Annotated in this window: 20 protein-coding genes and 3 pseudogenes; 13 read left to right on the forward strand and 10 right to left on the reverse strand. The window is 34.4% G+C overall.

Going from position 1 to position 26,684, the window contains the following annotated elements; genetic code table 11:
• Nucleotides 1-68: 68 nt before the first annotated feature.
• Nucleotides 69-1,238 carry a hypothetical protein gene (locus tag OOK97_RS05325; protein WP_264705106.1) on the forward strand — a complete coding sequence of 390 codons (1,170 nt, stop codon included), beginning with the start codon at nt 69-71 and terminating at the stop codon, nt 1,236-1,238.
• Nucleotides 1,239-1,298: 60 nt separating this feature from the next.
• On the opposite strand, the gene metG is transcribed toward OOK97_RS05325, so the two are convergent.
• Nucleotides 1,299-2,846 carry a methionine--tRNA ligase gene (gene metG / locus OOK97_RS05330; RefSeq protein ID WP_264705107.1) on the reverse strand — a complete coding sequence of 516 codons (1,548 nt, stop codon included), beginning with the start codon at nt 2,844-2,846 and terminating at the stop codon, nt 1,299-1,301.
• A gap of 157 nt (nt 2,847-3,003) precedes the next feature.
• Here metG and OOK97_RS07445 point away from each other — a divergent pair, with 157 nt between their 5' ends.
• Complete coding sequence (locus OOK97_RS07445; RefSeq protein WP_264705108.1) at nt 3,004-3,456, forward strand: TrbC/VirB2 family protein; 453 nt, start codon at nt 3,004-3,006, stop codon at nt 3,454-3,456.
• A 60-nt stretch (nt 3,457-3,516) separates the two neighbouring features.
• Here OOK97_RS07445 and ubiG read toward each other — a convergent pair whose 3' ends face one another.
• A complete protein-coding gene (ubiG, locus tag OOK97_RS05340) occupies nt 3,517-4,689 on the reverse strand; it encodes a bifunctional 2-polyprenyl-6-hydroxyphenol methylase/3-demethylubiquinol 3-O-methyltransferase UbiG (protein WP_264705109.1) in 1,173 nt (390 codons plus the stop codon).
• Between the two features lie 195 nt (nt 4,690-4,884).
• Here ubiG and OOK97_RS07450 point away from each other — a divergent pair.
• The 4 genes and pseudogenes from OOK97_RS07450 to OOK97_RS05355 form a co-directional block, all read left to right on the forward strand.
• A pseudogene (locus OOK97_RS07450) lies at nt 4,885-4,974 on the forward strand (WPE palindromic element domain-containing protein); the annotation flags it as partial.
• Between the two features lie 614 nt (nt 4,975-5,588).
• Nucleotides 5,589-7,337: a DNA primase gene (gene dnaG, locus OOK97_RS05345; protein WP_264705110.1), complete on the forward strand. Its 1,749-nt coding sequence runs from the start codon at nt 5,589-5,591 to the stop codon at nt 7,335-7,337.
• Nucleotides 7,338-7,574: 237 nt separating this feature from the next.
• Nucleotides 7,575-8,657 carry a Fic family protein gene (locus tag OOK97_RS05350; protein WP_264705111.1) on the forward strand — a complete coding sequence of 361 codons (1,083 nt, stop codon included), beginning with the start codon at nt 7,575-7,577 and terminating at the stop codon, nt 8,655-8,657.
• A 208-nt stretch (nt 8,658-8,865) separates the two neighbouring features.
• Nucleotides 8,866-9,948, forward strand: a complete 1,083-nt coding sequence (locus OOK97_RS05355) for an efflux RND transporter periplasmic adaptor subunit (protein WP_264705112.1) — start codon at nt 8,866-8,868, stop codon at nt 9,946-9,948.
• A gap of 57 nt (nt 9,949-10,005) precedes the next feature.
• On the opposite strand, the pseudogene OOK97_RS07630 reads toward OOK97_RS05355, so the two are convergent.
• From OOK97_RS07630 to OOK97_RS05385, 4 genes and pseudogenes are all read right to left on the reverse strand, one after another.
• Nucleotides 10,006-11,092: pseudogene (locus OOK97_RS07630) on the reverse strand (IS3 family transposase).
• Nucleotides 11,093-11,379: 287 nt separating this feature from the next.
• Complete coding sequence (locus OOK97_RS05375) at nt 11,380-11,694, reverse strand: FtsB family cell division protein (RefSeq protein ID WP_010962526.1); 315 nt, start codon at nt 11,692-11,694, stop codon at nt 11,380-11,382.
• Nucleotides 11,695-11,743: 49 nt separating this feature from the next.
• A complete protein-coding gene (gene ykgO, locus OOK97_RS05380; RefSeq protein ID WP_006279631.1) occupies nt 11,744-11,872 on the reverse strand; it encodes a type B 50S ribosomal protein L36 in 129 nt (42 codons plus the stop codon).
• A 49-nt stretch (nt 11,873-11,921) separates the two neighbouring features.
• On the reverse strand, nt 11,922-12,752 hold the full coding sequence (locus tag OOK97_RS05385; RefSeq protein ID WP_264705113.1) for a pyruvate, water dikinase regulatory protein: 831 nt from the start codon (nt 12,750-12,752) through the stop codon (nt 11,922-11,924).
• 150 nt (nt 12,753-12,902) lie between these two features.
• On the opposite strand from OOK97_RS05385, the gene ccmC reads away from it, so the two are divergent.
• Nucleotides 12,903-13,613, forward strand: a complete 711-nt coding sequence (gene ccmC, locus OOK97_RS05390; protein ID WP_065095173.1) for a heme ABC transporter permease CcmC — start codon at nt 12,903-12,905, stop codon at nt 13,611-13,613.
• 8 nt (nt 13,614-13,621) lie between these two features.
• A complete protein-coding gene (locus tag OOK97_RS05395) occupies nt 13,622-13,999 on the forward strand; it encodes a GNAT family N-acetyltransferase (protein ID WP_264705114.1) in 378 nt (125 codons plus the stop codon).
• Here the strand turns inward: OOK97_RS05395 and OOK97_RS05400 are convergent.
• Nucleotides 13,953-15,557: a hypothetical protein gene (locus OOK97_RS05400; RefSeq protein ID WP_174516894.1), complete on the reverse strand. Its 1,605-nt coding sequence runs from the start codon at nt 15,555-15,557 to the stop codon at nt 13,953-13,955. The two genes, OOK97_RS05395 and OOK97_RS05400, sit on opposite strands and share 47 nt — an antisense overlap.
• Nucleotides 15,558-15,737: 180 nt before the next feature.
• Here OOK97_RS05400 and OOK97_RS05405 point away from each other — a divergent pair, with 180 nt between their 5' ends.
• The 5 genes and pseudogenes from OOK97_RS05405 to OOK97_RS05425 all read left to right on the forward strand — a co-directional run bounded on the left by OOK97_RS05405 (nt 15,738) and on the right by OOK97_RS05425 (nt 21,487).
• Nucleotides 15,738-17,015, forward strand: a complete 1,278-nt coding sequence (locus OOK97_RS05405; protein WP_006280265.1) for an adenylosuccinate synthase — start codon at nt 15,738-15,740, stop codon at nt 17,013-17,015.
• Nucleotides 17,016-17,118: 103 nt separating this feature from the next.
• Nucleotides 17,119-17,847: pseudogene (locus OOK97_RS05410) on the forward strand (IS5 family transposase).
• 251 nt (nt 17,848-18,098) lie between these two features.
• A complete protein-coding gene (locus OOK97_RS05415) occupies nt 18,099-20,537 on the forward strand; it encodes a coiled-coil domain-containing protein (protein ID WP_264705115.1) in 2,439 nt (812 codons plus the stop codon).
• Between the two features lie 112 nt (nt 20,538-20,649).
• Nucleotides 20,650-20,913, forward strand: a complete 264-nt coding sequence (infA, locus tag OOK97_RS05420; protein ID WP_007550159.1) for a translation initiation factor IF-1 — start codon at nt 20,650-20,652, stop codon at nt 20,911-20,913.
• A complete protein-coding gene (locus OOK97_RS05425) occupies nt 20,891-21,487 on the forward strand; it encodes a Maf family nucleotide pyrophosphatase (RefSeq protein ID WP_007550161.1) in 597 nt (198 codons plus the stop codon). The genes infA and OOK97_RS05425 overlap by 23 nt, the downstream gene beginning before the upstream one ends.
• On the opposite strand, the gene OOK97_RS05430 is transcribed toward OOK97_RS05425, so the two are convergent.
• From OOK97_RS05430 to OOK97_RS05440, 3 genes are all read right to left on the reverse strand, one after another.
• On the reverse strand, nt 21,479-24,133 hold the full coding sequence (locus OOK97_RS05430; protein ID WP_264705116.1) for a hypothetical protein: 2,655 nt from the start codon (nt 24,131-24,133) through the stop codon (nt 21,479-21,481). The genes OOK97_RS05425 and OOK97_RS05430 overlap by 9 nt on opposite strands.
• Nucleotides 24,134-24,251: 118 nt before the next feature.
• A complete protein-coding gene (locus OOK97_RS05435; RefSeq protein ID WP_264705117.1) occupies nt 24,252-25,586 on the reverse strand; it encodes an alanine:cation symporter family protein in 1,335 nt (444 codons plus the stop codon).
• Between the two features lie 464 nt (nt 25,587-26,050).
• Entirely contained in the window at nt 26,051-26,554 is a 504-nt protein-coding gene (locus tag OOK97_RS05440) for a protein-disulfide reductase DsbD domain-containing protein (RefSeq protein ID WP_044471194.1), read from the reverse strand.
• Nucleotides 26,555-26,684 lie beyond the last annotated feature (130 nt).

Genomic DNA, 26,684 nt, shown 5'->3' on the forward strand with positions numbered 1-26,684 from the left:
ATGTAAAGATAGCTTGACAACTTCTTAAAAATCCTTTTATAATGGTATTATATTTTATAATACGTGAGATGATGAATAAAAACAATGTACCCTATTATATAGCTGGAACTCTGGCTACTTTCACTTTATTAGCATCTGGAGTGTTTGCTGCAGCTCCTTATATTGGTTTCTTAGCTCCAGTTGCAGCATTAAGTGTTGGCTTGCCATTTATTATTGGTTATGCTGTGTTTTCTGTTGTAACTATTGCACTTTCGTATAAAGCAATTAGTGAGAACAAAACAAATTCTGAGTTAAAAAATAAAATGAAAGCTCAAGAGCAAACAATTTCTGGGCAAAAAACTCAACTAGCTAAAAAAGAAGCGGAAGTAAAAGCTAAAGAGGAAGAAAATTCTAAGTTAAAAAATAAAGTAGAAGCTCAAGAGGAAGAAAATTCTAAGTTAAAAGATCAAGTACGCACTCAAAAGCAGAAAAGTTCTGAGCAAAAAACTCAACTAGCTGAAAAAAATAAAAAGATAGAAGAAGACAAATTAAAAGTGGCAATTGCTGATGGCACTGTTCAGCTTGCAAAAGGAACAGTTAATAGCGCTGTTTGGTTTGCAAAAGAAGCAGTTAATGGTGTCTTGTATTCTGGCAAATATGCTTACGATAATTATGTGCCATCAACTGAGTCTACAAAAGGAACACTTAGTGGTATTGGAGGTGGCTTGAAAAATACTTATGATGCGTCAATTGCATCTGTAAGAGAAGCACTTAACAGCGTTGGAAGCAGCTTGTACAGTAGGATTTATGGTACTAAGGTTTCTAGTCCGGAAGAGCAGTTTAAGCGTGAAGATGGATCTAAACCTAGCATGCAAGAACTAACTCGTTTGGATTATTTAAATCTTGAGGTTCTTTCCAGTGAGCAAAAGCAACGAGCTAATAGTTTGGATTATTTAAGTATTGATAACGTTCCTAAGCAACCTGATCATTTAAATGTTGATGCTGCTAAAAGTTATTTAATGAGTCTTTCTGAGGATCAGGATGTATTTTATGATGCAGAATCTGGTGATGAAAAAGGTACTGAGATTTCTAGCCCAGAAAGTCAGCCAACTAAAGAAGAAAATGGTCAAGGCTGGTTTGCATGGAGCCTAGGAAAGGTTAAGTCGGCAATGACTGAAGTAGTAGTGATAGATGCTGATGTTACTAAACCATATTTTGCTAAAGTAACTAAGGCACTTGCACCTAACTTTAATATGTAGACAGCGGTGTGCACCGTCGTTAACTAAAGATAATCCCATCCAGGAGAAATAGTTTTTACACTATTTCTCCTCTTTAGCATCAACCCTCAAAAAAACCGGCGTAGGTTTAGGCAGCGTAATGCCTGAACTTACGCACGCGTTGCACAAAGATTTTAAATCTCGTTGTTCTTTTGGAATTTGCAATTGATCGAGTATCATTTCTGCTGACTTGGGGACAATTGGCTGCAATAAAATACCAATTATCCTGATATATTCTAGTAATTTGTAGATTACTAAGTTCATGCGCTCTCTATCGGTTTTGCTTAATGTCCAAGGTGCACTTTTGTCTATATAAGCATTGGCTTCAGAAGAGATGTTGATAATTAGAAGTATAATCTGGTTAAATTCATACTTTGATAAATGGTCCATCACTTGACCTAGTATAGCTTTGCAATTTGGCAAATTTTCATCTCCCTGAAACAAATTTTTATCAACTATTGGTACAATCCCAAAACATTGCTTGTGTAAAAATGAAATTGTTCTTTGTACTAAATTGCCTATATTGTTTGCCAGTTCTGAGTTTATGCGGCTGATCATGTTTTTCTTACTAAAGTTGCCATCTTGGCCGAAGCTTGCTTCTCGAAGGAGAAAATAACGTAATTGATCAATACCAAACTCTTGAGCGAGGCCAATTGGATCTATGACATTACCAAGGGACTTGGATATTTTTTCTCCCTCGTTCAACCACCAGCCATGAACTGCAATTTGCTTTGGTAGTGGCAAATCCGCTGCAAGGAGAATCGCCGGCCAATATACAGCGTGAAAGCGCAATATGTCTTTGCCGATTACATGAACGTTGAAAGAGCTGTCATTTGCCCAGAATTTTTTATATTCCTCACCCTCAGTACTAGGGAAACCTATTGATGTAAGATAATTGGTTAATGCATCTATCCAGACATAAATTATATGCTTGTCATTACCTGGTACTTCTATTCCCCAGTTAAAACTAGTACGAGAGATTGAAAGGTCAGTGAGTCCCGATTTTACAAACGATACCACTTCATTTTTTCGGCTCTCAGGAAAGATAAAATTTGGTTGACCTTTATATAGCTCAAGCAATTTGTCTTGCCAGTTTGATAAGCGAAAAAAGTAGCTCTCTTCTTTTACCCATTCAACCTCAGCACCTGTTGGTGCTTTGCCATCTATCAGCTCTGATTCTTGATAAAATGCTTCATCACGGACTGAATACCAACCCGAATAGGAATCCAAATATATTTGTCCTCTCTCTTCAAGTCTATTCCATAAAGCTATAACTGCTTTTTTGTGACGTTCCTCCGTAGTGCAAATAAAATCGTCATATTGAAAATTCATGAACTTAGCCAATTCTTTAAATGAAACGCTCACTTCATCTGTAAATTCTTTTGGCTGCATTTCCTTTGCTTTAGCTGCTTTTTCTATTTTTTGTCCATGTTCATCTGTACCGGTGGTAAATTTGACATTTTTCCCAGCTAGTTTCATGAACCTTGCCACCACGTCACACAAGAGAGAAGTGTATGCATGACCAATATGCGGCTTATCGTTTACGTAATATACTGGCGTGGTGATGTAAAAGTTCTCGAATTGTTCCATGGTTTCGCATTTTGATAAAAATCAACTGAGTTAATTATAGTATTAAAAAGGCAGTAATAAATAAATATTGATTGGGTTAAGCATAATTTTTGAAAAAAGCTATTTACTGAAATTTCATTAAAATAAGAAACAATCAGGCATGATTATTGAAAGAACAATGAGAAATTTTCTTGTAATTCTATTTATAGTTTTCTATGCATTTGATGCACACGCTGATGGAGCAACAGATGTAATGTGTAATGTAATAGGTTACGTTCATGGAATAGGTGGACCAATGATTACAGTGGTAATAATTGGTTCAAGCTTACTTGCAATATTTGGCAGAATGCCTTGGCCTGCACTTTTCGCACTGGGTATGTTTGTTGCTGTGTTTTTTGGTGCTCCTCAAATTATAACAAAGGTAACAGAAAAAGAAGTTTGTTGTCTTTTTAAAGGTCAAACCTTGGAGAATGGAAAGTGTGTTGCTGCTACTGGGCATGAACTTGTGGGTAAACAGTGTGGTATATCTCCTGACAAACATAATAAGGGACAATATGTTTGTTGCCCTCCTGGCTCTATGATCACTAATCAAGGAGGTTGTACTAATAATCCTTCAAAAGTGTGGCAATGAAGTAGTACTTTATATAAAAAAACATTGTTATATTAAAGATCTACTATGCACTGAATCTGACTATTTACAACAGAGTTCCCCACAAAGTATATAATTAACATCCACGCCTTTAGTTAGATTCCACTCACGCTTTATTACGTTGTACTCCATACCAGCCATGTTTTGCAGCGTTACATTATTTTCTCTTAAGTGATTTGCAATTTCTGACGGCTTGAGAAATTTATTCCAGTTATGTGTACCTTTTGGCAGCCAATTTAATATGTACTCTGCACCAATTATTGCAAGGCAAAAGGATTTGATAGTTCTATTTATTGTGGATATAAATATCAGCCCATTCGGTTTTAGCAGTTCTATCGCTTTTTTCATGAAAAGCTCTAAATTATCCACATGTTCAACTACTTCCATCAACAGAACCACGTCGTACTTCTTGTCATTGCTTAGCTCTTCAATGCTGGTGTGTATATATTCTATATTTAACCCTACTTTTTTTGCATGTGAATGCGCTACTTTTATGTTTTCTTCACATACATCTATTCCCACAACGTTAATGCCAACGCGTGCCATTGACTCTGACAAAATGCCACCACCACACCCGACATCAAGCAATGATAATTCTTTTAAATTGCATTTTTTTAACTCTTTTATTTTCTCAATAATGTAAGATACTCTAACAGGATTCATCATGTGCAATGGTTTGAATTTGCCGTTCTCATCCCACCACTGGCCTGCCATTTTAGCGAATTTTGATATTTCATCTTCGTTATAAGTTTTTGTTTTTTTTTTCCTAGAGGTTATATTGCTGAGTTTATCAAGGCGTTTTTTATGTCTGCTTTCTTTTGAAAATTCTGTTTCGAGGAATTGTTTGACTATGTCTTTTGCTAATCCACTCGCAGTAAATCCTGCACCAAGACACAGTACATTTGCGTTGCCATGCTCGCGAGCTAATTTTGCGATTTCAACACTATTACACAAAGCAGCGTAGATTCCTTCAAAACGATTTGCCACAGTACTCATGCCCAAACCTGTACCACAAATTAATATCCCATAATTTGCTTTTTTGCTTGTTATATCTTCTACAACTTTAACAGCATAGTCTGGATAATCCACGCACTTTTGCTGAGCAGTGCAGCCTTGATCTACCACTCTATAACCTAGGGTTTCCAGGTAAGGTTTTATTTCTGATTTTAATTCATAACCAGCATGATCTGAGGCAATTGATACTACATCTAACATATAAGAAATAAGGACATTTTATATGGGTTTGAACTTTCTGTCAAGTCATTCAATGCTTCTGACCTTTTGGGAGTTCTAAAGCTATAGCTAAGGTTTTCCTACGTCATACCGCAATTCATTCCACAACTGTACGAACATTGTGATTTGAGAATAATCTCCGCCAGGAAGGGTGTCATCCCAGTGCTTTGGCACTGAGATCCAGAAAACTTAATTTTAAATAAGTACACCAGATAGCTGTATAATAAGAACTGGATTCCAGTGTCAAGCACTGGAATGACACCTTCTGTATAAATATTAAGAAATTTACCAAACAAAAAAAAGGCAAAAGAAGCCCCGTGGTTGGCTAATTACTTACATTATACTTTCAAGTATGGCGTTTTTTTATTCTAAACACTTAATAACCGCGATTTAGCTGCTTTTAAGCTGCAACTAATCTAAATTATAAACGTTAAGAAATTTACTAAACAGAAAAAAAGGCAAAAGAAACCCTAGGGTAGCTAGTTATTCACTATCCATTTTTTAAGTTGGCGTTTTTTAATGTTTTAAATGCTTTATAAGCGTATTTCAGCTTGTGTAGGTCAAAACCCGGAAATTTGATAAAGACATAAGGTGCACATAGTGCAAAAAATTAAACATGAGACGCCAGATACGTTGAGTTTTTTTGTCATTTAATCTGTACAGAGAAGATAAATAAATAGCTTCAGTTTCATGATAAGGGCGCTGGCGAGGTTTGTCAAGGAAGTTTTTTGTTTCTGTGGGCTACCTGGATGACAGGATTGCTCTTGAATTTGTATAGCTACATTGTTGGTAAATCTAAATTGCTTTAGTTATAGAAATAAATTTCGAGTCAGATGTGTATAAATTCTATATAATTTTTATCCTACTACTAATTTAACAAGATGGATCATATAGATATTATAAAATCAAAATTATTATTATCCGGCATAGTAGGTAAAAAAGTCAGATTAATAAAAAGAGGAGATAGTTTTGTTGGGCTCTGTCCATTTCATAACGAAAAAACCCCATCTTTTTCGGTGAGCAATACTAAGGGGTTATATTACTGTTTTGGTTGCTTAGCTAGTGGTGATGCATTTGAATTTATTTCACAAACTGAAGGATTAAGCTTTAAAGAAGCATTGGAAAAATTAGCATCGGTTACAGGTGTTGAACTGCCCAAAAATCTTAGTATTACAAAAGAGAACAATAAACTATTTTTAGCGCTTGATTTAGCTGCAAATTGGTTTGCACAAAAAAATCAAAGTGTTGTAGATTATTTAAAGCAGCGTAAGATTTCACCTAAAATCATAGATAAATTTAAGATAGGTTATGCACCAAGCTCTGGTTTGAAAGAGTATTTAAACTCTTCAGGTATTGAAGACAAAATTTTAATTGATATTGGATTAGTAAACAAAAATTTTCATGATTATTTTTATGACCGGCTGATATTTCCTATACAGAGCATTGCAGGGAGAGTTATTGGTTTTGGCGGACGTGCGCTAAGTTCTGAGCAACAGCCGAAATATTTAAACAGTCCAGAGAGTCAGCTCTTCAAGAAGAGGGAGAATTTATACGGATTAAACTTTGCTTTAAGCGAAATACGTAAAAAACAGCACATACTCGTTGTTGAAGGATATATGGACGCTATAGCGCTACATCAAGCAGGAATTAGTAATGCAGTTGCTCCGCTTGGTACCGCAATTTCTGCAGAGCAGATAAAAAATCTATGGAGATTTGCTAAAGAAATCTCCATCTGTATGGATGGCGATAGTGCTGGACGTCATGCTGCTACTCGAGTTGCAGAACTTGCTCTGCCAATATTAGAGCCTGGATACACGTTAAAATTTGTGACTTTGCCGAGTAATAAAGATCCATACGATATATGTAACAAACTGGAATACAAGAAAGAAGACGTATTGATTGCGCTTGATCACTCAACAAAACTTCATTCTGAATATTTATGGCATCACATAATCGATAGCAATTTGCAAAATTATGAAAAACTTGCTCCGGAAAAATATTCAATTCTTGAGCACAAGTTCATGGAATATGTAAATACTATTAGCAACAGCAGTATTAGAAGGTATTACAGAGATTATTTTTACAATAAGGCTAGTGAACTAAGAAGTAGCTTCAAAAAACAGATTTTTAATAGTAAAACTAGAGCAACAAAAGGTGAGTATCTTCATAACAAATCTCCAGAGCTAATTGAAGCAGAGCAAAATCAGGCCGTAATTTTGCGTATAGCCGTAGAATTTCCTGAAATCTTGAACCGTCCTATATTTTTTGAGCAATTTTCTCATTTTGAATTTACTAATGAGATGAAAAGATTGCAACAGCGTGTAATTGATGCAATAAGTAACAAAAGCAAACTCGATAAAGAGGCTTTGTTACAAGAATTGAAACAGTTTAACGTTATAAAGTATGTATTTGAAAAAACTAGTGTACTAAATAGCCAACTGAACGAGAGAAAATCTGCAGAAATTGTGTGGAATAATATAGTGTTACTAAAAGAATTAAATGCATTACGAAAAGAAAGAACCGAAGCGAGGCTGAGCGGTAATCTTGACTTAGAAGAAAGGTTGATAGAACAAATAGAGCAAATAGAAAGTAATATACAAGAAATGCAAATGGAGTTTATTGAAAAGTAGATATCGTCTCGTTAGTCAACAAGAAAATTACAAAATAAGACAATATTTTACATAAGATTGAAATTTTTAACTAATTAAGCCTTCCTCTAACAGCTTTGCCCTGTAGTTTTTGATATGGTTAGGATCACTTGAAAATGTATAATTTTTGTAGTTAGCTCTGCTGTGCATATAAAGCTTACTATTGACTTTTATCACATTATCTCACATTATCTCACATAATATGCATGTGAGAAGAATATGAACTGGAAGAATTTTCGTCTTAGTACACGTCTCAACCTAGAAGGGCCTGTAATTGAGCAAGTGTACGAGTTAATTACTGCAGTTGATAGTGTTAAAAATAGCTGGCAGATAACGAAAAAACTACTACCACAAACAATTGAAAGATTAACTCATTCAGTTATTGTTACATCTTCTGGCGCTTCTAACCGTATTGAAGGAAATCGTCTAACCGATAAAGAAGTTGAGGATCTATATAAAAACCTACGTGTCAAAAAATTTAAAAATAGAGATGAGCAAGAAATTGCTGGCTACTTAGAAATGCTTACACTAATATTTCATGATTATACGGATATTCCAATTAGTGAGTCATCAATATTGCACATTAACAACCAGATGCTACTTTATAGTGAAAAAGATTTGTATCATAGAGGAAAATACAAAGCAAGTTCTAATAGAGTTGAGGCAAAAGATCAGAATGGAAAAGTTGTTAGTATAATTTTTGATCCCACACCACCTTACCTTGTTAGAAAGGAAGTACAAGAGCTTATTGATTGGTATCACTGGTCCTTAAATAATAAATTTAAGCATCCTCTTATTATTGTTGCTAACTTTGTTTTTGAGTATCTGGCAATACACCCTTTTCAAGATGGGAATGGCAGAACTAGTAGATTGATGACTAATTTAATGCTGTTGCAGCAGGGTTATGATTTTGTATCTATTGTATCACATGAAAAGATAATTGAAACTAACAAACTTGATTACTATTTAGCGCTTAATAAAACACAAAGTAGCTGGAAAAGTGGCAAAGAAGATATTTCCCCATGGTTAATATTTTTTCTTAATGTGCTCAAAACGCAAGCAAATGAGGCGCATTATATTCTTGAGAGGGAGAATACTGAATATTTATTATCAAGAAAACAATTGTTCTTCTGGGAATGGGCACTTAGCCTTGCAGATAAAGAATTTAGTAGAAAAGATGCTATAGAAGCTCTAGGATTTCCTCCAAGAACAGTAGAGGCAATTACAAAGAAACTGCTAGGGATGAAATACTTACAGCGTCTTGGAGAAGGCAAAGCCACTAGATATAAAGTTATTATTTAAAAGTTTTAGTATGTTTTTCGAGATTTTTTAAATCCAGTTTTATGCACAACTTTATTTGCAATTTTACATTTTTATTCGATTCAAAATTGCATTTTTGCAATAGAAAACTTACTTATTGTAGGAAAATCTTGTGTTTGTTCTCATATAAAATTATTTATGGAGTGACGATGGTGCATGTATTATACTTACATTTCTGATTCGAAAATTTATGCAGTTGTTTCTAACAAAATTAGTTAACAAATTCTATTGTTTAAAGATGAGAAATAAAGTAATCATCATTTCCAGTATTGCTTTTATTCTACTGTTTTTTATCAGCAGTGCATTTTTAAAAAAAGATCAGGCGGTTTATAGTGATAATGCAACTAGTAACTTTTCAGTAAAAACTCAAGAATGTGCGCCGCAAAACCGCACTATATATTTAAATTTTTCTGGTACAATAAATCCCTTACATAGAGCTAGCCTTGTCTCAAAAATAAGTGGCAAGATTATTGCTATTTATTTACCTGATGGTGAAAAGGTAAAAAGAGATGATGTAGTATTAAAGATAGAAAATGATGACAGGATTGAGCAAGCTCAGAAAGCTAAAGCTTTATTAAAGCAGCGTGAAATTGAGTATGATTCCTCTCACAAACTGAATAAAAAAGGCTATGGAGCGCAAATAAAAGTAGAAGCAGCTTTTACTGCGTTACAAAGTGCAAAAGCTGACCTAAAAAGGCTAGAATTGGATTTAGAAAACACTGCAGTCAAATCTCCTATAGATGGTTATGTTGATAAAATCAATGCAAATGAAGGGGATTTTGTTAATGCTGGGCAAAAAATAGCTGACGTAGTTAATTTCGATCAAATTCTTGTAGTGTTATACGTTTCGGAAAATGAAGTAAATAAAATAGAGCTAGGCAGCACAGCTCAAATTAATTTGCTGGACGGAAAAGAATTGGCAGGTGAAGTAAGTTTTATTAGTAAAATTGCTGAGCCTAAAACTGGGTCTTATAGGGTAGAAGTAAAGGTAACTAATAATAAAATGATATCCTTGCAGGGACTAACTGCCAACGTAAGGCTACCTTCAGGCGAAAGATTTGCATATAAAGTTCCTTCTTCAGCCCTGAGCTTAAGTGACGAAGGTGCTCTTGGAATAAAGATTGTTGATGATAATAATTATGTAGTATTTGCACCAATAGAAATTGTTGATCATGAGAGCGATGGGGTTTGGATAGTAGCAAATAACGAAGGTAAACCCATAAAGTTAATAGTATTGGGCCACCTATTTGTTAAGCCTGGTGATAAGGTTTAAGACATAAGATCCTTTGACCTTACCCAGAAAAAGTGAAGAGAAAGTGTGGAATGTTTTTTACAAAAAGAATGATGCATCAAATTGTTCTGGAATGCAATAGTTAATAGTGACGTTGTTTGTTATAAAAAATTTCTATATATTCAAATATAGCAGTTTTGATATGCTGTTTAGAGTGCCGAGAGGTGTCTATTGGTAACTCCCTTTTTAGAGAACTGAAGAAGCTTTCCACAACAGAATTGTCGTAACAACAACCTTTATGATTCATCTATGTTTTTTATGGATAAGAGATATTGATAACCTTGCAAAGTATATTGTGAACCTTGGTCACTGTGCAGCAGTAGATTTTTAACAGGTTTACGCCTATTAATGGCCATTAATAAAGAGTTCATAACCAATTGTTTATTTATTGCACTACTCATTAACTACCATACGTGAGAATTATTGCTGCCAAATATAGCCATCCCTCCTTGGTTTTGATGTAAGTAATCCCATACTTTATTTGGTTGATCAACAATAAAGTTTTGATCTAGTATATTGGGAGCTACAGCTCTATTATCTGTTTGTTGTTTTTTAATTTTAAACTTTCTTTTCAGTATAGCCCTGATGTCATTTTTCTGCATAATACTTTGCACCGTTTTCAAATTGCAACTTTTACCCAAAGCCTTCAATTCAGCATGAATTTTAGGAGCTCCATATCTACATTTAGAAACTTGATATATTTTTTGAATAGCTTCGAGTAGCTCTTTATTTGCTGATTCTCTACTGCTTATTTTTCTTGTGGTCCACTTATAGTAGCCACTCGCAGAAAATCCTACATAATTCCTGTACTTTATAGCAGTTACTATATAAAAAAATATTTTACTCTTTTTGACTGGCCAGGGCTTTTTTTTAAATGTCTCTTTCCCTTGTTACTCTTGCTTTGTAAATCAAACCTCTCTTTGTCGTAAGGAGCCATGTTACCTCTACCTGGAAATGCATCTGCTGCCGACTTTTTTTCGTTGTGTTTCTTTATCCATTTTCCTAATAAACCACCCTTTATTCCTAAATCCTTTGCTGTTTTTGTAATTGTTTGACCTGCCTTTCTTTGTTCATTTGCCAGTTTAACAGCTTCCAATTTGAATTCTGCTGTATATTCTCTTACCATTTCTAATCCTCCAAAATTTTATTTTACCCAAAAAAACTCTTTTCTTTCTCTCCACTTTTTCTGGGTAAGGTCATGCAGCTTTTGGGTAATTTAATGGTAAAAATTTTAGAGAGAAATTTTATACACAATCTCTGACATTTTTCCTTAAGTTGACGCCATTGTCTGTTCAGCTAAGCGGTGTGAGAGACAATATAGCTAAACTGACTTAGATTTACCGACAATTTGAAAAACCGTCATCCCGCTACGTGTTAGCGCCGCGGCGGTATGACGTAGGGAGATCTCTACTGCTATTCCACGTCAAGAACAACCATAAGTTCATTAGGGTTCACATAACCTAAAGCATTTTTTGCTTGCTCATCAAGCAGATCTAAATCTAAGCTTTTTTCATATAAGCCAAATACTTTGTTGTCCAACTTTTCCTTTTCAGAAGAGACATCCTTTAGCAAAAGTTTATTGTACTCGATTTCTTTTTTTAAATCGATTAACGTCAATAAGCCACGTTTACCTGTAATTGTGCTAATGCTGAAATATAATGTAAGGGAAGAAATGAGTAAGGCTGCGCTTAAACACAGTAACTTTTGCTTTTTTTTAGATATAAGCACCGTACTTTCACATATAAAAAATATATAACATGAAAAGGTGAACAAAAAGCTAAGAACCTTGACGCGCTTTACACCTTGGCTTTACCTTATTTATAATGTAAATCTTACCACCCCTTTTCACAACTTTACAATTTTTATCTCTGTTACGATGAGATTTTAGCGACCCTTTGACTTTCATATCTATAGTAAGAATTAAATTACTTTACATTATAATCACTTATCAAGAGTTAGTCAATTGATAACATTTTATTAAAATATTGTATAATTGTTGCTGATACTTCTTCGATCGACTTTTGCGTGACATCGATAATTGGCCAGTTATTCTGTTTAAAGAGCTCCTCTGCTTCTTTAATTTCCTTTTCTACTTTCTCAGGGTTAGCATATATATTATTATCTTCGTTGTTAATTGAAGTAAGTCTATTTTTGCGTATTTCTATTAGCCTACTTACGTCTATTGTTACCCCTATCGTTAGTTTATTTTTTAATTTTGCCAAGTCAACATAAAAGGGTACTCCACTAACAAAAGGAATATTTGCAACTTTATAGCCTCGGTAAGCTAAATACGTACTGGTGGGAGATTTTGATGTACGTGAAACTCCAACCAAAATTATATCTGCTTTATCAATATCTTGAATATTTTGTCCATCATCATGATTAATAGTGTAGTTTATTGCCTCAATGCGCTGAAAATATTCGTTATTTATCTCAGTATGCAAGTCAAGCTTTTCGTCTTTTTCAATTTCAAGATAGGACGAAATTTCTCTAATAATATGTGATAATATTGCTCTATAGGGAATTTTCAACTTTATACAGTTATCTTTTAAATATTTTCTTAGCTCATCATCAGTAATAATGCATATAACAAAATTATGCTCATCACTTTTCCTATTAATTTCCTCCAGAATTTTGTCAATCTGCTCCTCTTTTTTCACAAAAGACCAAACATATTCGATCGTTTCTATAGAACGAAAGTGTTTCAGAGCTGATTTTGCAACTGATATAACAGTTTCACCACTTGAATCTGATACTAAGTGTAGATTAAGCTTTTTAATGGTCATGTTTTATATAGTGTTATACTAAAAATAATGGCTAGCAATCTGCTACTGAAATTATGCTAATTTGTTGACCTACGTAAATATAGAAAAACTATCCTGTTGATAAAACTCAAACTAATTGGTAAATTCTTAACACAATTATTCTCAAAACGAATGTTTTTATTAAAGCCTACAAATTTCTCTTATTTTTCTAAGAAAGCTCTACCTTGGCTTGGAGTTATTTGTTTCGCATGTTTTTTAATTGGAATGTCTTTGGCGTTATTCTTCTCTCCAGAAGATTATAAACAAGGAGAAATTGTACGAATTATGTACATTCATGTGCCTTCTGCATGGCTTGCTCTTGGAATATATGGATTAATTGCATCACTCAGTTTCATTTCATTGGTATGGAACAATAGCATTGCTAGTGTCTTGGCACATGCTGCTGCTCCTGCAGGGACAGTCTTTTCGGCAATATGTTTAATCACAGGCAGCATCTGGGGAAAAGGAACCTGGGGCACTTGGTGGGTATGGGATGCAAGACTTACTTCAATGCTGATTTTACTTTTCCTATATGTTGGCTACCTTTCATTGTGGAGCGCTTTTGATAATGAAGCGAGGGCAGAAAAATCAGCAGCAGTATTTGCCATCTTTAGTGCTATAAATATTCCTATAGTAAAATTTTCCGTGAATTTATGGTCCACTCTCCATCAGCCAGCAAGCATTTTGAGAAAAGGTGGAATAGCAATAGAAAGTTCCCTGCTGTTGCCACTGGTTGCAATGTTTATGTTTTGTGCCACATTTTTTTTAGTAGTGTGGATACTGTATTCACTTTACTTAATTAATTTATATAAGATAAAGAGAGAAATCAGTATGCGGTATTAGGCCGAGAGATGAAAATAGAACACACCACATCACCAAGTAGCAAAGACATTGAATTCCTACTCAAAAAGATTAATGAAGAAACCGTTGATAAAGGTACGTGTAACCCATTTGCTTTTTTTATTCGCGATGATACTGAACAAATTATTGCAGGTTGTAGCGGTTTTGTTATCTATGGTTCAATTTACACTGACTTGCTTTGGGTACATTCTGATTATAGAAGAAAAGGTATGGGAAAGCAGCTAATGGAAGAAGTTCATGATTATGGTCGTGAGATGCACTGTAAAATAGCAACCGTTGTAACCATGAACTCTAAAATATTTAAAGAGCCTACTAATATCTTTAAGGTAAATGTTCATGTGATTCCGCAGAATAATTCTGTTTTTTGATTCTATCTGTCCATTTATCATTTTCTATATCTTGTTTGTTGGTTGCTTTTTTTTCTTGCTCAACAATTGCCTTATCTATCTCCTTATGAATTGCATCAATTGCATTAATCGCACCTCCTTTTTTGTATACTTCGCTTTTCCCTTCAATAATTAACTTAATAAAAGTATTTACAACAGACTGCACTTGATTATGATTAACCTGACCTTTTATCAAAGAAGGTAAAGAGCCTAATTCCATCAATACTTCTGGTGCTGTTTTATCTTGAGTGGAAAGTCCTAAATTATCTGCTACTTTACTTATTAATAACTCTCTGTGTTCTTTATTATCTTCCAATTTAGCATAATCACTCAATAGATCTATAACGGTAGATACTCTGACTTCAACAATATCATCAACATCTTCATCTTCTAGAGCAACTCCTGACCCCAATAACCTCTCTCTGAGATTTTCGCTTAAAAGATTGATAAATTCTTCATTTGCATCTGATCCTGTGGTTGATATTGTACCATCTAAATAGTTACTTTGAGCACCGAAGCCATGCTCTATTTGTATTTTTGTCTCAGGTTTAAATCCTAATTTTGCACAGAATTTCTGAAAATATTCTTTAATAATGTCAAACAAGCTCTTGCCATTATCTTTATAATTTTTTAACTCTTTAGGAATAGTAAGTGACAATTTACCATCTCTGTATGTTACAAAGTCTTCACCATTGTGAGATTCAATTGTAAATTCCAATGAACTAGACAGATTACATATCTTATCGCCATGCATAACTTGATTTTTAACAGAGAGTATTGGTAGCCTCATATCAGATCTAATTCTCACATTATTTTGGTTAGCACAATCAATGTTTATTACTTTTTTAGGATTTTCTACTATGAACGACTGTCCAAGTGCAAGTTGGGTTTGTATAAATGGAGCAGCCTCATACCCTGCTTGATTACAATTGGTAACTAGCTCTTCTAAAATAGCATCACTTGGAACTTCTGCCCCAGCGTATCTGAACATTTTTTTGAAAACTTCTTTTGCAAAGGAACGGTAATCCTTGTTTTCATCTTTCTCTGTTGGTAATAGATGGATATACCTTTGGCCAGCATTGTAAAATTCTTCAAATTCTTTCTTATATGAATCGGTTTTTTGATGATTGGCAGTTTTGGAATTTTCACAGTGATTTTTCCATAGCTCACCCAATGCATTACTTACAAGCTCTTTCTCAATATCTTCGAGTACTGAAGCAACAAAAGCTTTGCCATGATCCGTATCTATTTCTCTTGTTCCTTTTTTGTTAAATATTTCGTCATTATATATATCATCACTATTAAAAAGTTCGCTTTTGCGGTGCTTAGCTCCTTCCTTAAATGCAATAATAAGATTTTTATCTATTTCTTTTCCGTTAATAATAAAATTCATCCTTTGAAAATCTAAGAACATTGTTTCACCGGAATTCGCTAATTTATTATCTTGATCTGCTCTTAATTTACTAAAATTGAACTCTTTAGCTGTGGCCTTTAATCTAACTACTGGACTCTTATTATTTTTTCCTTTTGTCTCTTTCATAAATAACACCTTACTGTAAATATGCTGTAAGTTATATCATATAATGATGAATAATTTGGTAATATATTAAGAAAATCGACAGTATATTTCTTTATTTAAGGGGTGTAGGAAAGGCGTAGATTTCTCTTTCCATTTGTAGCGTACTGCATTAATATTTATGTATTAATCTAGAAAATAATGATGAATAATATTGTAATTGTTGGTCTGCAATGGGGTGACGAAGGCAAGGGTAAAATAGTAGATTATCTTTCTGAGAATGCAGATGTAGTTGTGAGATTTCAGGGAGGAAATAATGCAGGGCACACTATAGTAGTAGATGATGAGGTTTATAAATTAAATTTACTGCCCTCTGCTGTTTTGAGGCCAGGCAAAATATCTATCATAGGAAATGGCGTTGCTCTTGATTCACACGCTCTAATCTCAGAAATAGAGTCATTGAAAGTTAAAGGAGTAGACGTAAACTATAACAACTTGATGGTATCTGAGAGCTGTCCATTAATACTTAGCGTACATAAGGACAAGGAAAAGCTATTTGAAGATTTAAATGGAAATCACAAAATTGGTACAACAAATAAAGGGATAGGACCATGTTATGAAGATAAAGTTGGGAGGAGAGCTATACGCCTTTGTGACTTAGAAAACGCAGATGAGCTCAATAAAAGATTGGATACTCTTTTGAATTACCACAATGCTATCAGGAAAGGCCTTAACTACCAGGTAGTTAAAAAAGAAGAAATATTAAAGGAAATTCAAGAGATTTCAGAAAAAATTCTTTCATATAAAAAACCTGTGTGGAAGATATTAAATGACTTGATGAAAGAAGGTAAGAAAATAATATTTGAAGGTGCCCAAGGCGCATTTTTAGATATCGACCACGGAACTTACCCTTTTGTTACTTCAAGTAATACTGTAGCATCGCAAGCAATAACAGGCTCAGGGTTATCCTCCAATGCTTACATTATTGGTGTGGTAAAAGCTTATACAACAAGAGTGGGCAATGGCCCATTTCCTACTGAGCAGAAAAATGAAGTAGGAGATAGCTTGTTTACTATAGGTAAGGAACTTGGAACAGTGAGCAATAGAAGAAGGCGTTGCGGATGGTTCGATGCAGTTTTAGTGCGCCAGGCCGTACAACTCTCTGGAGTTTCAAGCATTGTATTAACCAAATTAGATGTGCTTAATTCTTTTGATACAATTAAAATATGCACTGGTTACAAGTATAGCGGAAAAATGTATGATTATTTACCCGCATCGCATTCAATACAAGGGGAATTAGAGCCAATATATGAAGAGTTTCCTGGCTGGAAAGAAAACACTCAAGGTAAAAGGTCGATTGAAACATTGCCTATCAATTTAATAAAATATATAGAAGGGTTAGAAAAATTAATAGGTGTACCAATTCATCTAATCTCAACTAGTCCAAAGAGAGAGGATGTTATTAAGCTTAAAGATTTCTGAAAACGTCTTTGTATCTTAGAGCCTGTACGTAATCTCAAAAAAGAGATAAAGTGAGAGGATAAAGTATATAAAGTAGGATATGCGAAGTTTATAACCAAGTGACATAAGTCGAGAAAAGTTTGAGATTATTGTAGCAGATCTGGAATCTTGCAGAAAGAAAACAAAACCAAGAACACTTGATTTACATGATATATTTTGTGGAGTGTTATACGTGTTAAAAAGTGGTTGCCAGTGGAGAATGGTATCAAAAGAGTTCCCAAAATGGCGCAATTGTTACGACTATTTTAAGAAGTGGAGTGAAAAACCAGATGTAAATAAAGAAAGTGTTCTGGAGCTGGTATTAAAAAAAAATAATTGCGACAAAACAATGGTCGGAAAAGCTTCTGCATAATTGATGCACAGAGTATAAAAAATGCAGATACTGCTGAAGCTATGATGCAGGCAAGAAGATTTCAGGGCCGTATTGCAGTAGATACGCAAGCATGCAATTTATACAACAACAGCAGAGATAACTGACCGTAGCAGTGCTGTGAGAATGGTCGAAAATGCAAAAGAAAACCTCTCGGGAGTTAAAAATGTACTGGTTGATGCAGGCTATACTGGAGAGAATTTTGTAACTCAAATAAAAACGATTATTGGTGCAACCGTTGAAGTGATCAAAAGAAATGAATTACGTTCCTTTGTTGTATTGCCCAAAAGATGGGTTGTGGAGCGATCTTTTGCTTGGTTAGAAAAATGTAGAAGATTGTGGAAAAATTGTGAGCGAAAACTCAATACTAGCCTACAAATGGTCGTTCTGGCTTTCACTGCCTTACTTCTGAAAAAATTATGAACAGGCTCTTACTAACTCTTATCTAATAAAAAAAATACTTGTGTAACTTCGAATAGTCTATTATGCAAGACAGCAGTATAAACATGTAGTAAGAAATGTATAATGAAAAATAAAAGCTCAAGTTTAACACTTGCAGTTATTTTTACACAATTAAGTAATCATAAAAGTTAGTGTAGGACGAGGTTATACAGTTTGATTTCTTTTAATATATGTTAATTGGTATAATATAAATATAGTTAAGGAGGCGTATTATGACTGGAAGTTTGGCTAAGGAAGAAAAAACAGCAGAGGCAGGAAAAACAAGTAATCAGTCAGAGAATTATGATGTTGAATCAGTTATAAGGGTAGCATCATGTGCTTGGAATGCAATACATTGCTTGTTGGCATCTTATGAATACGATCTATATTCGTCATGGCTTGAATCGCATTTTACATCCCTCAAGGACTGTATCAATAAAATGGAAAAAGACAATTCTTTCACTAAGGACTCTGCTATAATAAAGTTCTGCCGCTCAATTGCAGAAAATAATAAATTATACAAAGAGTTAAAAAATTTAAATAATCCTGCTGAAAAATTTTCTCAATTAGAGAAGATAATAACAGGCTTTAAACTAAAAGACCTAGAAGACAAGGTAAGCTTCTTAATGCTTTTGAAAGAAGAAAGTGACTTCACTGCTATACAGAAGGCTTATAGAGATGAGTGGAGTTTTTATGACCTAATAAATGATAGAGATTTTAAAAAAACGTACATAGATAAAGCAGTAACAGAGTCTGCTAATAAGAGCTTTAAGAAAGATATAGATAAATGCATAAAGTTGGCAGAGCAGGGAAAAAAAGCTGCAAGTAAATATCTTGGAAGGAAAGGCGTAGAGCTTCAAGCTTATTACACAGAAACTGATAACGCTTATAGAGTTTTGAATATCAACTCTATTAATTACAATAGAAGTGAGCCAACCAGGATTAGTGACATTTTACAGCAAGAGAAAGATATTAAAGAGCTGAATATCTATTGCAATAAAAAACATGAAATACACGCTCATCGGAAAGGTAAGGAAAGATATTATGAATTTAAAGAGGGCGCATATTATGAAATGAAAAGCACTTGGCCTGTAAAGGATGGATCCGAAATGTGTACCATGATTATGAATGTGAGTAGCGATGGCATAACTGAAGTACTAAAATTTAATGATGAAGATTTTGTGCTATCGGATGAGATCTTAGAATTAATAAAGCAAAACGATGAATTATATATTCAAGGTCTCTCCTTATATGATGCTGTACTAGAAAAAGGTAAGGCTGCTGATGTTGTACCTACTGCTAATAATAATTTTCAAAATGAGTCTATAGCGGCCTATCGCGAGGAACCAGAGGGGGAATTAGACCCTAAAGTTGATGCTGACAATAGCCTTTCTCCTTCTATTAATAGCAATGCATCAACTCAAACGGAAGTCAATTTACAACACACTGAAACTCAAACAGAAGTTGCTTCACAACAAATCGAAACTAAAACGGAAGTCAATTTACAGCACACTGGAACTCAGACAGAATTTGCTTCACAACAAATGGATGAATTGATTTTAAATAATCAGATGCTGTCCGAAGAAAACGTTGAATTGAAGCAAGAAATGTCAAATTTGAAAAAAGAAGCTGTTGAATTGAAGCAAAAAATAGAAGCAGGGTTGCAAGTGATAAATAAAAAGCACCATGAATTAATACAAGAAAATCAGCGACTACAGGAGAAACTAGAAACAACCCAAGCAGAAGCTAATCAAACAATTGTAAAGTTAGAGAAGCAGAATAGCGATTTACAAGACAGGTTTGAAAAAGAGGAGCAAAAAAACACGGAATTGCAAACTGAACTGGCACAAAAAAATGAAGAATTAGCAGGTGTGTTAAAAGAGCTACAAGGGAAAGCACAAGAACTTAAAGGTGTATATGAAGAAAAAAGAAAGCTAAAGGAAGAGCTGAAAATTGTTAATGCAGGAAAGAAGAATTTGGAAAAAGAGCTAAATCAAGCACGAGAAGATGCGGAACAGATAATGGTTGAACGACGCCAGCAGAAAGAGCGCTTGAAAGATCAGCTAAGAGAATTAGATCAGGAATATAAGGTACAAGTAGAAATTGAGCAAAAGATTAAAGAATCAGATAGGCAGGATAGCAATTTACAAGATACACTTGGAGAAGAGAGACTAAAACTCAACATTGAAGAGCTAGAAAACGAGTACGAGGAATTTCCAGGAGATAAGGTGCTTACACTTGAACTCACTAAAGATGAAGATAAAGTCGAAGAGTTAAGAAACGAGCTAGAGCGTGAGAAAGAAAAGTGTAAACAATTATTAGAAGAAGAAAATGAATGGGGTGATGAATTGGTAGGAATGCTTGATGGACTGGAAGAAAAAATTCGTGCTGATGAACAAAGGAGCTTCAACAATCAATTAACGGGAGAAATTTCTAATGAGTCTGGTAATGCTCCACGACAGAAGAAAAGGTTATCCAAATCTTCAAGCATTGATAATGAGTCTTATGTTCCACTGAGAGAGAAGACAACATTACTCAGATCTTTAAGCGTTGATAGTGGACTTGATAGCGATGAAGAAAATTGTGATAATGATTTATCTTTCAACATAAGTCCTATAAGTTCTATTGAGAAGGTGGCAGAGAGTAGAAACGTAGGTAGGGTATCATTGTGAAGATGGTTGGGGTTAAGTTGCAACTTAAGTGGGGCGCAAAAGGTCTTTTGTGTTGATAATAATTTAAAATCTATAGTAGACTAAAAAAGATTATTAAATTATAATATAACATATGATAAAAGACGAGAAATCGAAAACAATTTTTGAAGTGGAAGGGGCAGTAACTGCTTTACTACCTGCAGCAGAATTTAGAGTGAAACTGGACAATGAACATGAGATTATCTGTCATGTATCAGGGAAAGTGAGAAGAAGTAAAATACGCATCATTATAGGGGATAGGGTGTTAGTTGAGATGAGCATTTACGATAGGAATGCGAGAAAGGGTAGGATCATTAGAAGGCTTAAAGGTACAAGTGACAGAACGATCTCTAAATAATCTTATTCTTGCTTCATCATCGAAAAGGCGTATAGCTTTACTAAAACAAATAAACATTGAGCCAGGTTTAATTTTGCCAGCAGATATAGATGAAGCCCCTTTAAAAAAGGAACTTCCGAAGGATTACTCAATCCGTATGGCAAAAAGTAAAGCGGAGAAAATACAAAGCTCAAATCCAAATTACTTTGTGCTTGGTGTTGATACAGTTGTTGCTTGTGGTAGAAGGATATTGCTCAAAGCTGAAAACGTTGAGCAAGCAGAAAAATGTATCCGCTTGTTATCAGGAAGAAGGCATAGAGTATACACCAGTGTATGTCTATTAACTCCCGATCAATCTAAACAACATATCAGGACTGTGGTTACAATAGTGAAATTTAAACGTCTCAGTGAACAAGAAATTAAGTATTATTTAGCATCAGAAGAGTGGAAAAATAGGGCGGGGGGATGCAATATACAAGGCCTAGCTGGAGTGTTCGTATTGTTCTTACGCGGCTCCTACTCTTCCGTTATAGGGTTACCATTACATGAAACCTATTGTTTGCTAAGCAATTATTTTAACTTCAATTTATATTGAAATACCTTTATTAGTATCTTTTTTTTGTTGTGACTCAGCAACCTGTTTAGCCCAATCTAGTGGTCTTTTATTTCTGTTAGCTAATGCAATTCTATTGCGATCATAACCATCAGTGTGTTCTGTTAAAGTATCTCCTCTTTCTTCTTCTATTACTCCAGCTTTCAGTTGTGCTTCATCTTTCTCTAGTAATTTATATAGTTCGCTATTTTTATCTACGGTTGGATTAGTGTCAGCATTTTCTCGTTCTGCCACTGTTTTTACATCTGTTGAGCTGTCTTTTAGCAACCCGGCTGCTAATAAATGTTCTTTGGTTTGTTCACTAATTCCTCTTTGATCCACTGGTTTTAGTGGAAACTTCTGAGTTTCTTTATCCAACTTACTGGTAAATTCCGTAAGTAGAGTATCATCTCTTTGTTCAACATTCATTAGGCTCGCTTTTAACTGTCCAGGATTTACTTGAGATTGTTCATTATTGTCATGAGTTGGAGATGAATAGCCCGAATCGTTTGCTTTTATGTCTGTTGAGCTGTCTTTTAGCAACCCAACTTCTCTCAAGCGTTTTTTAGTTTCTTCGCTAATCTGACTCTGATCAGCTGGTTTTAACCCGAGATTTTCTTGACCTAATGTATTTTTAAGTTCTTCAAATAGAGTTAGATTACTTTGTCTAATATGTTCTTCTAATTTCCTTCCTACCTGTTTTAAATCTGTTTGAGATTTACTATCACTATTAGTTGGAGATATATAGCCTGAATCACTTATACTATTTGGTGTTGAAGCAGAGACATTAACGGTTGGACCTTCCACTGTTTTTACATCTGCTAAATTGTCTTTTTGCAACCCATCTTCTTTATCTTGTGACAGTTTATCAGTAGGATCAACTTGCCTTAATCCTCTATTATCCTGCTGTGATCTATCTCTGATTTCTTTAAGAAGATTTTCAGGTGGAGTTTGATCACTTTGTTCAATGTTCTCTAAGCTCTTCTTTAACTGTTCAGGATTTACTTGAGATTGTTCATTATTGTCATGAGTTGGAGATGAATAGCCCGAGTCACTTTTATTATTGAGTGCTGTAGCAGAGAGCGGCTGTTCACTTTCTTTCCACTTAGCATCACTAGCATCTTGGTTATCACTGTTATCTGGAGAAGATGAATAAGGAATTCTGTCCTTTAATGTCTCTAACGGTGATGGGTTATTTTTTCTACTTCCTGCAATTGATGCTTTTCTATAATCAACATCAATGTGCCGTAAGTTGTTTTTCTTGAAATTTCTGATGTCTTGTAACAGATCGCCTTTGCTATTTCCTTCTTGTTGCTGGGTTTTAGGTTGTTGCTGATCATTAGGTGTTTGCTCACTTCTATCTGGTTTTTGGCTTCCAGGTACAGCATGTCCAAATGTAGGATTGTCATACCGTTCATCTTCTTGCCTATTATCTTGATTGTGGCTTACAGACTTGGTGAAAGTAGAACTATCTGAAGAATCAGAAGTTGCACCTTTTTGCTGATTATTAGGTGTTTGCTCATTTTCGCGCAAGTCATCTGGTTTTTGGCTTCCAGATTTGGCTCCCCCTTGCTCATCGAAAACACCTTTTTTAGGTGGTAGTGAACTAGTTCTAGGTGGAAGTGGCGGAGGAGTTTTTTTGTTCTGAGGATTCTCCTCAAAAAGCGATTGTAGGTTATAAACTTGACCTCCCGAATTTGCTTCTCGTGCTGCTTGTCTAAGCTCACGCTTTTCTTTAGCCTCCTGAGAATTAATTTTATCGTCAAAATCTTTTCCAATTCCGCTATCGTAAGACTGCCTTCTGCTGTTAGATTGTAGTCCAAAATGTGAAAGGTGGTCTTCTTTTTTTTGAGTTATATCAGTAGCTTGAACGCTAACACCTCTATTAACATCAATTCTTGTTGTAGTTTCAGATGATAGCTCGTTACTGTCTTTATTATGTTGCATCTCATTCGCTTTTCCTTGTCCTTTTTCCCTGAATTTTATTTCATGCAAGAATAAACCACCTATTTTCACGTCTTTGTTTGCTTTTAGCTGATCTTCAGTAACGCCATTACCTTCAATAAGTTTTACACCTTCTTTATCAATATTGACTTTAATAGTACATTTTTCCCCATTCACATACCAATTTAGCGTCATTTCATATGAACCATCGGTTACGACATAATGTCTTATTTTTTTCCCTTCTTCCTCGGCAACAAAACCATGCATTCCGCTCTTTCCATCACTATGCAACGTTGAAAATCCCGAGATTCCATTCTTCTCACAAAAATCACTATTTAAAAATTCGCTGATTTTAAACTCTTTTTTGTTATCTCCCAGCGTAATACTTGCGTGATTACCGTATATTGAAACTTCTGCAACATCATCAACATACTCTTTCAACCTTTCTTTAACTTCACTTTCAAGGTCTTGTCCAGCTTTCTTTGTCTTGTCGCATTCCTGAAGAATAACTCCATATGCTTTATTTTTGTTTTCTTCTTCGTCCCAATTCCAGTTGGCGTGTTTTGTTAAAAACTTTACTGTGTTAAAATCAACTCTAGCATTATAAATTAGGTCGCCTTCCTTTTTTCTTTCATCAAATAAAGGAAAAATTTCTTGAATGCGCTCATTATAAATGTGTTCTTGTTGTGTATCGTTAGTGTTCATATACCCCTCACTAATAACCCTCTGCCTTTAGTTCTAGCTAATACTAGCTAATATAATTATCACGAGCATTGGTTGAATTTTTATTAAGGAGGTTGTGTTGTTACTCAGATGGCAACTTTTAGTTGGCACCTAATTTCAAATATCTGTCACTCATAGTAAACACTTTTGGATCTTGAGAAGTTAGTTTGAGTATGGCGAGTATGTTGATAAACAACAAAGCGGCGATCGAAATATCAGCAACATCCCATAGCAATTGAACTTTACCTATCGCACCAAGCGGAATAATCAAGGTAAAAATTACAATCCAGATTTTAGTATATTTATTATCCATAGACACATAGCGTATTGTCTGTTTTGAGCAAAAAAACCAAGTAAAAATAGTAGTAAAAGCAAAACAAAACATTATGGCCATAATTAAATAGTCAATATAAGGCCAATTCATTGCCTTTCTAAAAGCAAATATGCACATGTTAGTGCTCTCTAAATCAGTAATCCAAGAATCTGTGACAAGCAGTACCATTGTTGTAATAAACACTATAAACGCAACTATAAAAGGCGATATTATCGTAATTAGACTCTGCTCAATAATAAATTTATTATTATTTTTCTTAGGAACAATTGAAGAATGCACGATTCCTTCAAGGCCAAGCCCTATATCTGTTGCAAAAATACCTCGCAAAGTTCCAACTTGAATAATAGTCAACATTTCTAAAATCAAACTTAAGGATAAACCAGAGTTAAAGCTACTAGTTGTAAAAAAACTGCTTGTTATTAGTTTTAGAGAAGGAAGAATATTTTCACTAAATTTAAATAATATGATACCGCAAAGTGTGAGGTAACTTACCGTCATTATCGGTATCATAGCCGATATAAAAATTTTAATTTTTTTTAAGCTGAGAGCTGCAACAACAAAAAATATTATGGCCATTACAATGCCACCAATAACTACAGGCACACCTATCATATTAAGTGGTATTGATAGAGAATTTACCTGAACAAGGTTACCAACTGTTATTGAAACCATCATCATAACAACCAGAAACACAATTGTAGCTTTTCTAGAATTAAATGCATCAGCCATGTAGGCTACAGGGCCACCTATAAACCGTCCGTTCTTTTCCTTTCTGGTTTTTATACTTAGATAACAAGTGACATATTTTATCACAGAAGTGATAACAATAATTATCGCCATCCACAAAATAGAGCCCGGTCCTCCGGTTTTTAGAGCAACAGCAGTTCCTGAAATATTTCCTACTCCTAAATTTCCCCCTAAAATTGTAAACAGAGCGGCTATAGAAGAAAATTTATTTTCTCCTTTTTTAGCTCCAAGTAGTGAAAGGGCGTATGGTAATCTAAATACCTGTAGCCATTTTAGTTTAATCGATAGGTAAACACCAGCAACTAGCATGAGTAATATTGTTGGCAGTAATAAAACAAACTTTACTGTATCCATCTGTAAAAGTGAGATTTTTATTTGAGTATACAACAAAAATTGAAAATACCTAACCTATTTTCTATGTATGACTTCGTTTCCGTCATTCTAGAAACCTTTTCTTGTCATCCAAGTAGCGTGACACATAACTGTACGAACATTGTAATATGGTACAATGTTAAGACGATGTCATTCCAGTGCTTGACACTGGAATCCAGCTTCACCTTATGATGATGTCATCCCAGTGTCTGGGCACTGGGATGACATCTTTTTTCTTGGTACAAATTACTCTTATATCTCAATGTTCGTACAGTTAGTGCGTGACACTGGGATCTAAATTTTTTTATTATAGATCCCAGTGTCAGCTACTTGGATGACGCCATTTTAGAGGAATTCCCTTATACCACAAGTTTGTACAGATGTGGGTTTGACCATAGCTAGATTCCAGCGTCACGCACTGGAATGACACCTACCCCATGAGAACTCTATTTTTCATACCACTCATTTATAAGTTTATTGATATCAGAATCTATAAAATCCTTTAATGGTTGCCTGATTTTTATCTCAACATTTTTAGGGATGCACCTATCTTTACATATCGCATAATTTATATGGAAGTTAAGGTCAATATACCCTTGATTTAAAAATATATTCATCTTAAAGGGAAATAATACCATATCCTCATATACGTTACTTACAAACGTCTCTCTCCCTACTTTATCTTTATGTTCCTTTGGAATAGGCCAGTGAATATTTATATCTGATGCATTACCTTTGTAACTAATAGACGTGGGAAGGCCAAAATCTCCAGGATCTTTATAATATATGTGCCAGCCTGGTTCTACTGTAACCTTTATTGCACCTTTAAGAGTGAAGCTTGCTTCATTTATCTCGCCAATAAGTAAATCAAATTTTGCAATTTCCTCGTCAGCATATAGTTGAGTGCAAGAAAAAAATAAAAACAATATTAAATATATATGTATTTTCATTAAGGTAAATTTCTCCTTTTATAGAGAAAGTGATTTAGATTTTAATTATTATATTTAATAGCATTATACAGATTATTTATTAACATAGCATTATGCTATAGCTAAACTGACTTACAACAATCTAAAAAAC

It is taken from the genome of Wolbachia endosymbiont (group A) of Gymnosoma rotundatum, from assembly GCF_947250765.1.
GTDB classification, from domain to species: Bacteria; Pseudomonadota; Alphaproteobacteria; order Rickettsiales; family Anaplasmataceae; genus Wolbachia; species Wolbachia pipientis.

Bases quoted from the DNA above. Each gene is read 5' to 3' on its own strand.
- OOK97_RS05325 (WP_264705106.1), top strand. From the start codon at position 69: ATGATGAATAAAAACAATGTACCCTATTATATAGCTGGAACTCTGGCT.
- metG (WP_264705107.1), bottom strand. From the start codon at position 2,846: ATGGAACAATTCGAGAACTTTTACATCACCACGCCAGTATATTACGTA.
- OOK97_RS07445 (WP_264705108.1), top strand. From the start codon at position 3,004: ATGAGAAATTTTCTTGTAATTCTATTTATAGTTTTCTATGCATTTGAT.
- ubiG (WP_264705109.1), bottom strand. From the start codon at position 4,689: ATGTTAGATGTAGTATCAATTGCCTCAGATCATGCTGGTTATGAATTA.
- dnaG (WP_264705110.1), top strand. From the start codon at position 5,589: ATGGATCATATAGATATTATAAAATCAAAATTATTATTATCCGGCATA.
- OOK97_RS05350 (WP_264705111.1), top strand. From the start codon at position 7,575: ATGAACTGGAAGAATTTTCGTCTTAGTACACGTCTCAACCTAGAAGGG.
- OOK97_RS05355 (WP_264705112.1), top strand. From the start codon at position 8,866: ATGCAGTTGTTTCTAACAAAATTAGTTAACAAATTCTATTGTTTAAAG.
- ykgO (WP_006279631.1), bottom strand. From the start codon at position 11,872: ATGAAAGTCAAAGGGTCGCTAAAATCTCATCGTAACAGAGATAAAAAT.
- OOK97_RS05385 (WP_264705113.1), bottom strand. From the start codon at position 12,752: ATGACCATTAAAAAGCTTAATCTACACTTAGTATCAGATTCAAGTGGT.
- ccmC (WP_065095173.1), top strand. From the start codon at position 12,903: ATGTTTTTATTAAAGCCTACAAATTTCTCTTATTTTTCTAAGAAAGCT.
- OOK97_RS05395 (WP_264705114.1), top strand. From the start codon at position 13,622: ATGAAAATAGAACACACCACATCACCAAGTAGCAAAGACATTGAATTC.
- OOK97_RS05400 (WP_174516894.1), bottom strand. From the start codon at position 15,557: ATGAAAGAGACAAAAGGAAAAAATAATAAGAGTCCAGTAGTTAGATTA.
- OOK97_RS05405 (WP_006280265.1), top strand. From the start codon at position 15,738: ATGAATAATATTGTAATTGTTGGTCTGCAATGGGGTGACGAAGGCAAG.
- OOK97_RS05415 (WP_264705115.1), top strand. From the start codon at position 18,099: ATGACTGGAAGTTTGGCTAAGGAAGAAAAAACAGCAGAGGCAGGAAAA.
- infA (WP_007550159.1), top strand. From the start codon at position 20,650: ATGATAAAAGACGAGAAATCGAAAACAATTTTTGAAGTGGAAGGGGCA.
- OOK97_RS05430 (WP_264705116.1), bottom strand. From the start codon at position 24,133: ATGAACACTAACGATACACAACAAGAACACATTTATAATGAGCGCATT.
- OOK97_RS05435 (WP_264705117.1), bottom strand. From the start codon at position 25,586: ATGGATACAGTAAAGTTTGTTTTATTACTGCCAACAATATTACTCATG.
- OOK97_RS05440 (WP_044471194.1), bottom strand. From the start codon at position 26,554: ATGAAAATACATATATATTTAATATTGTTTTTATTTTTTTCTTGCACT.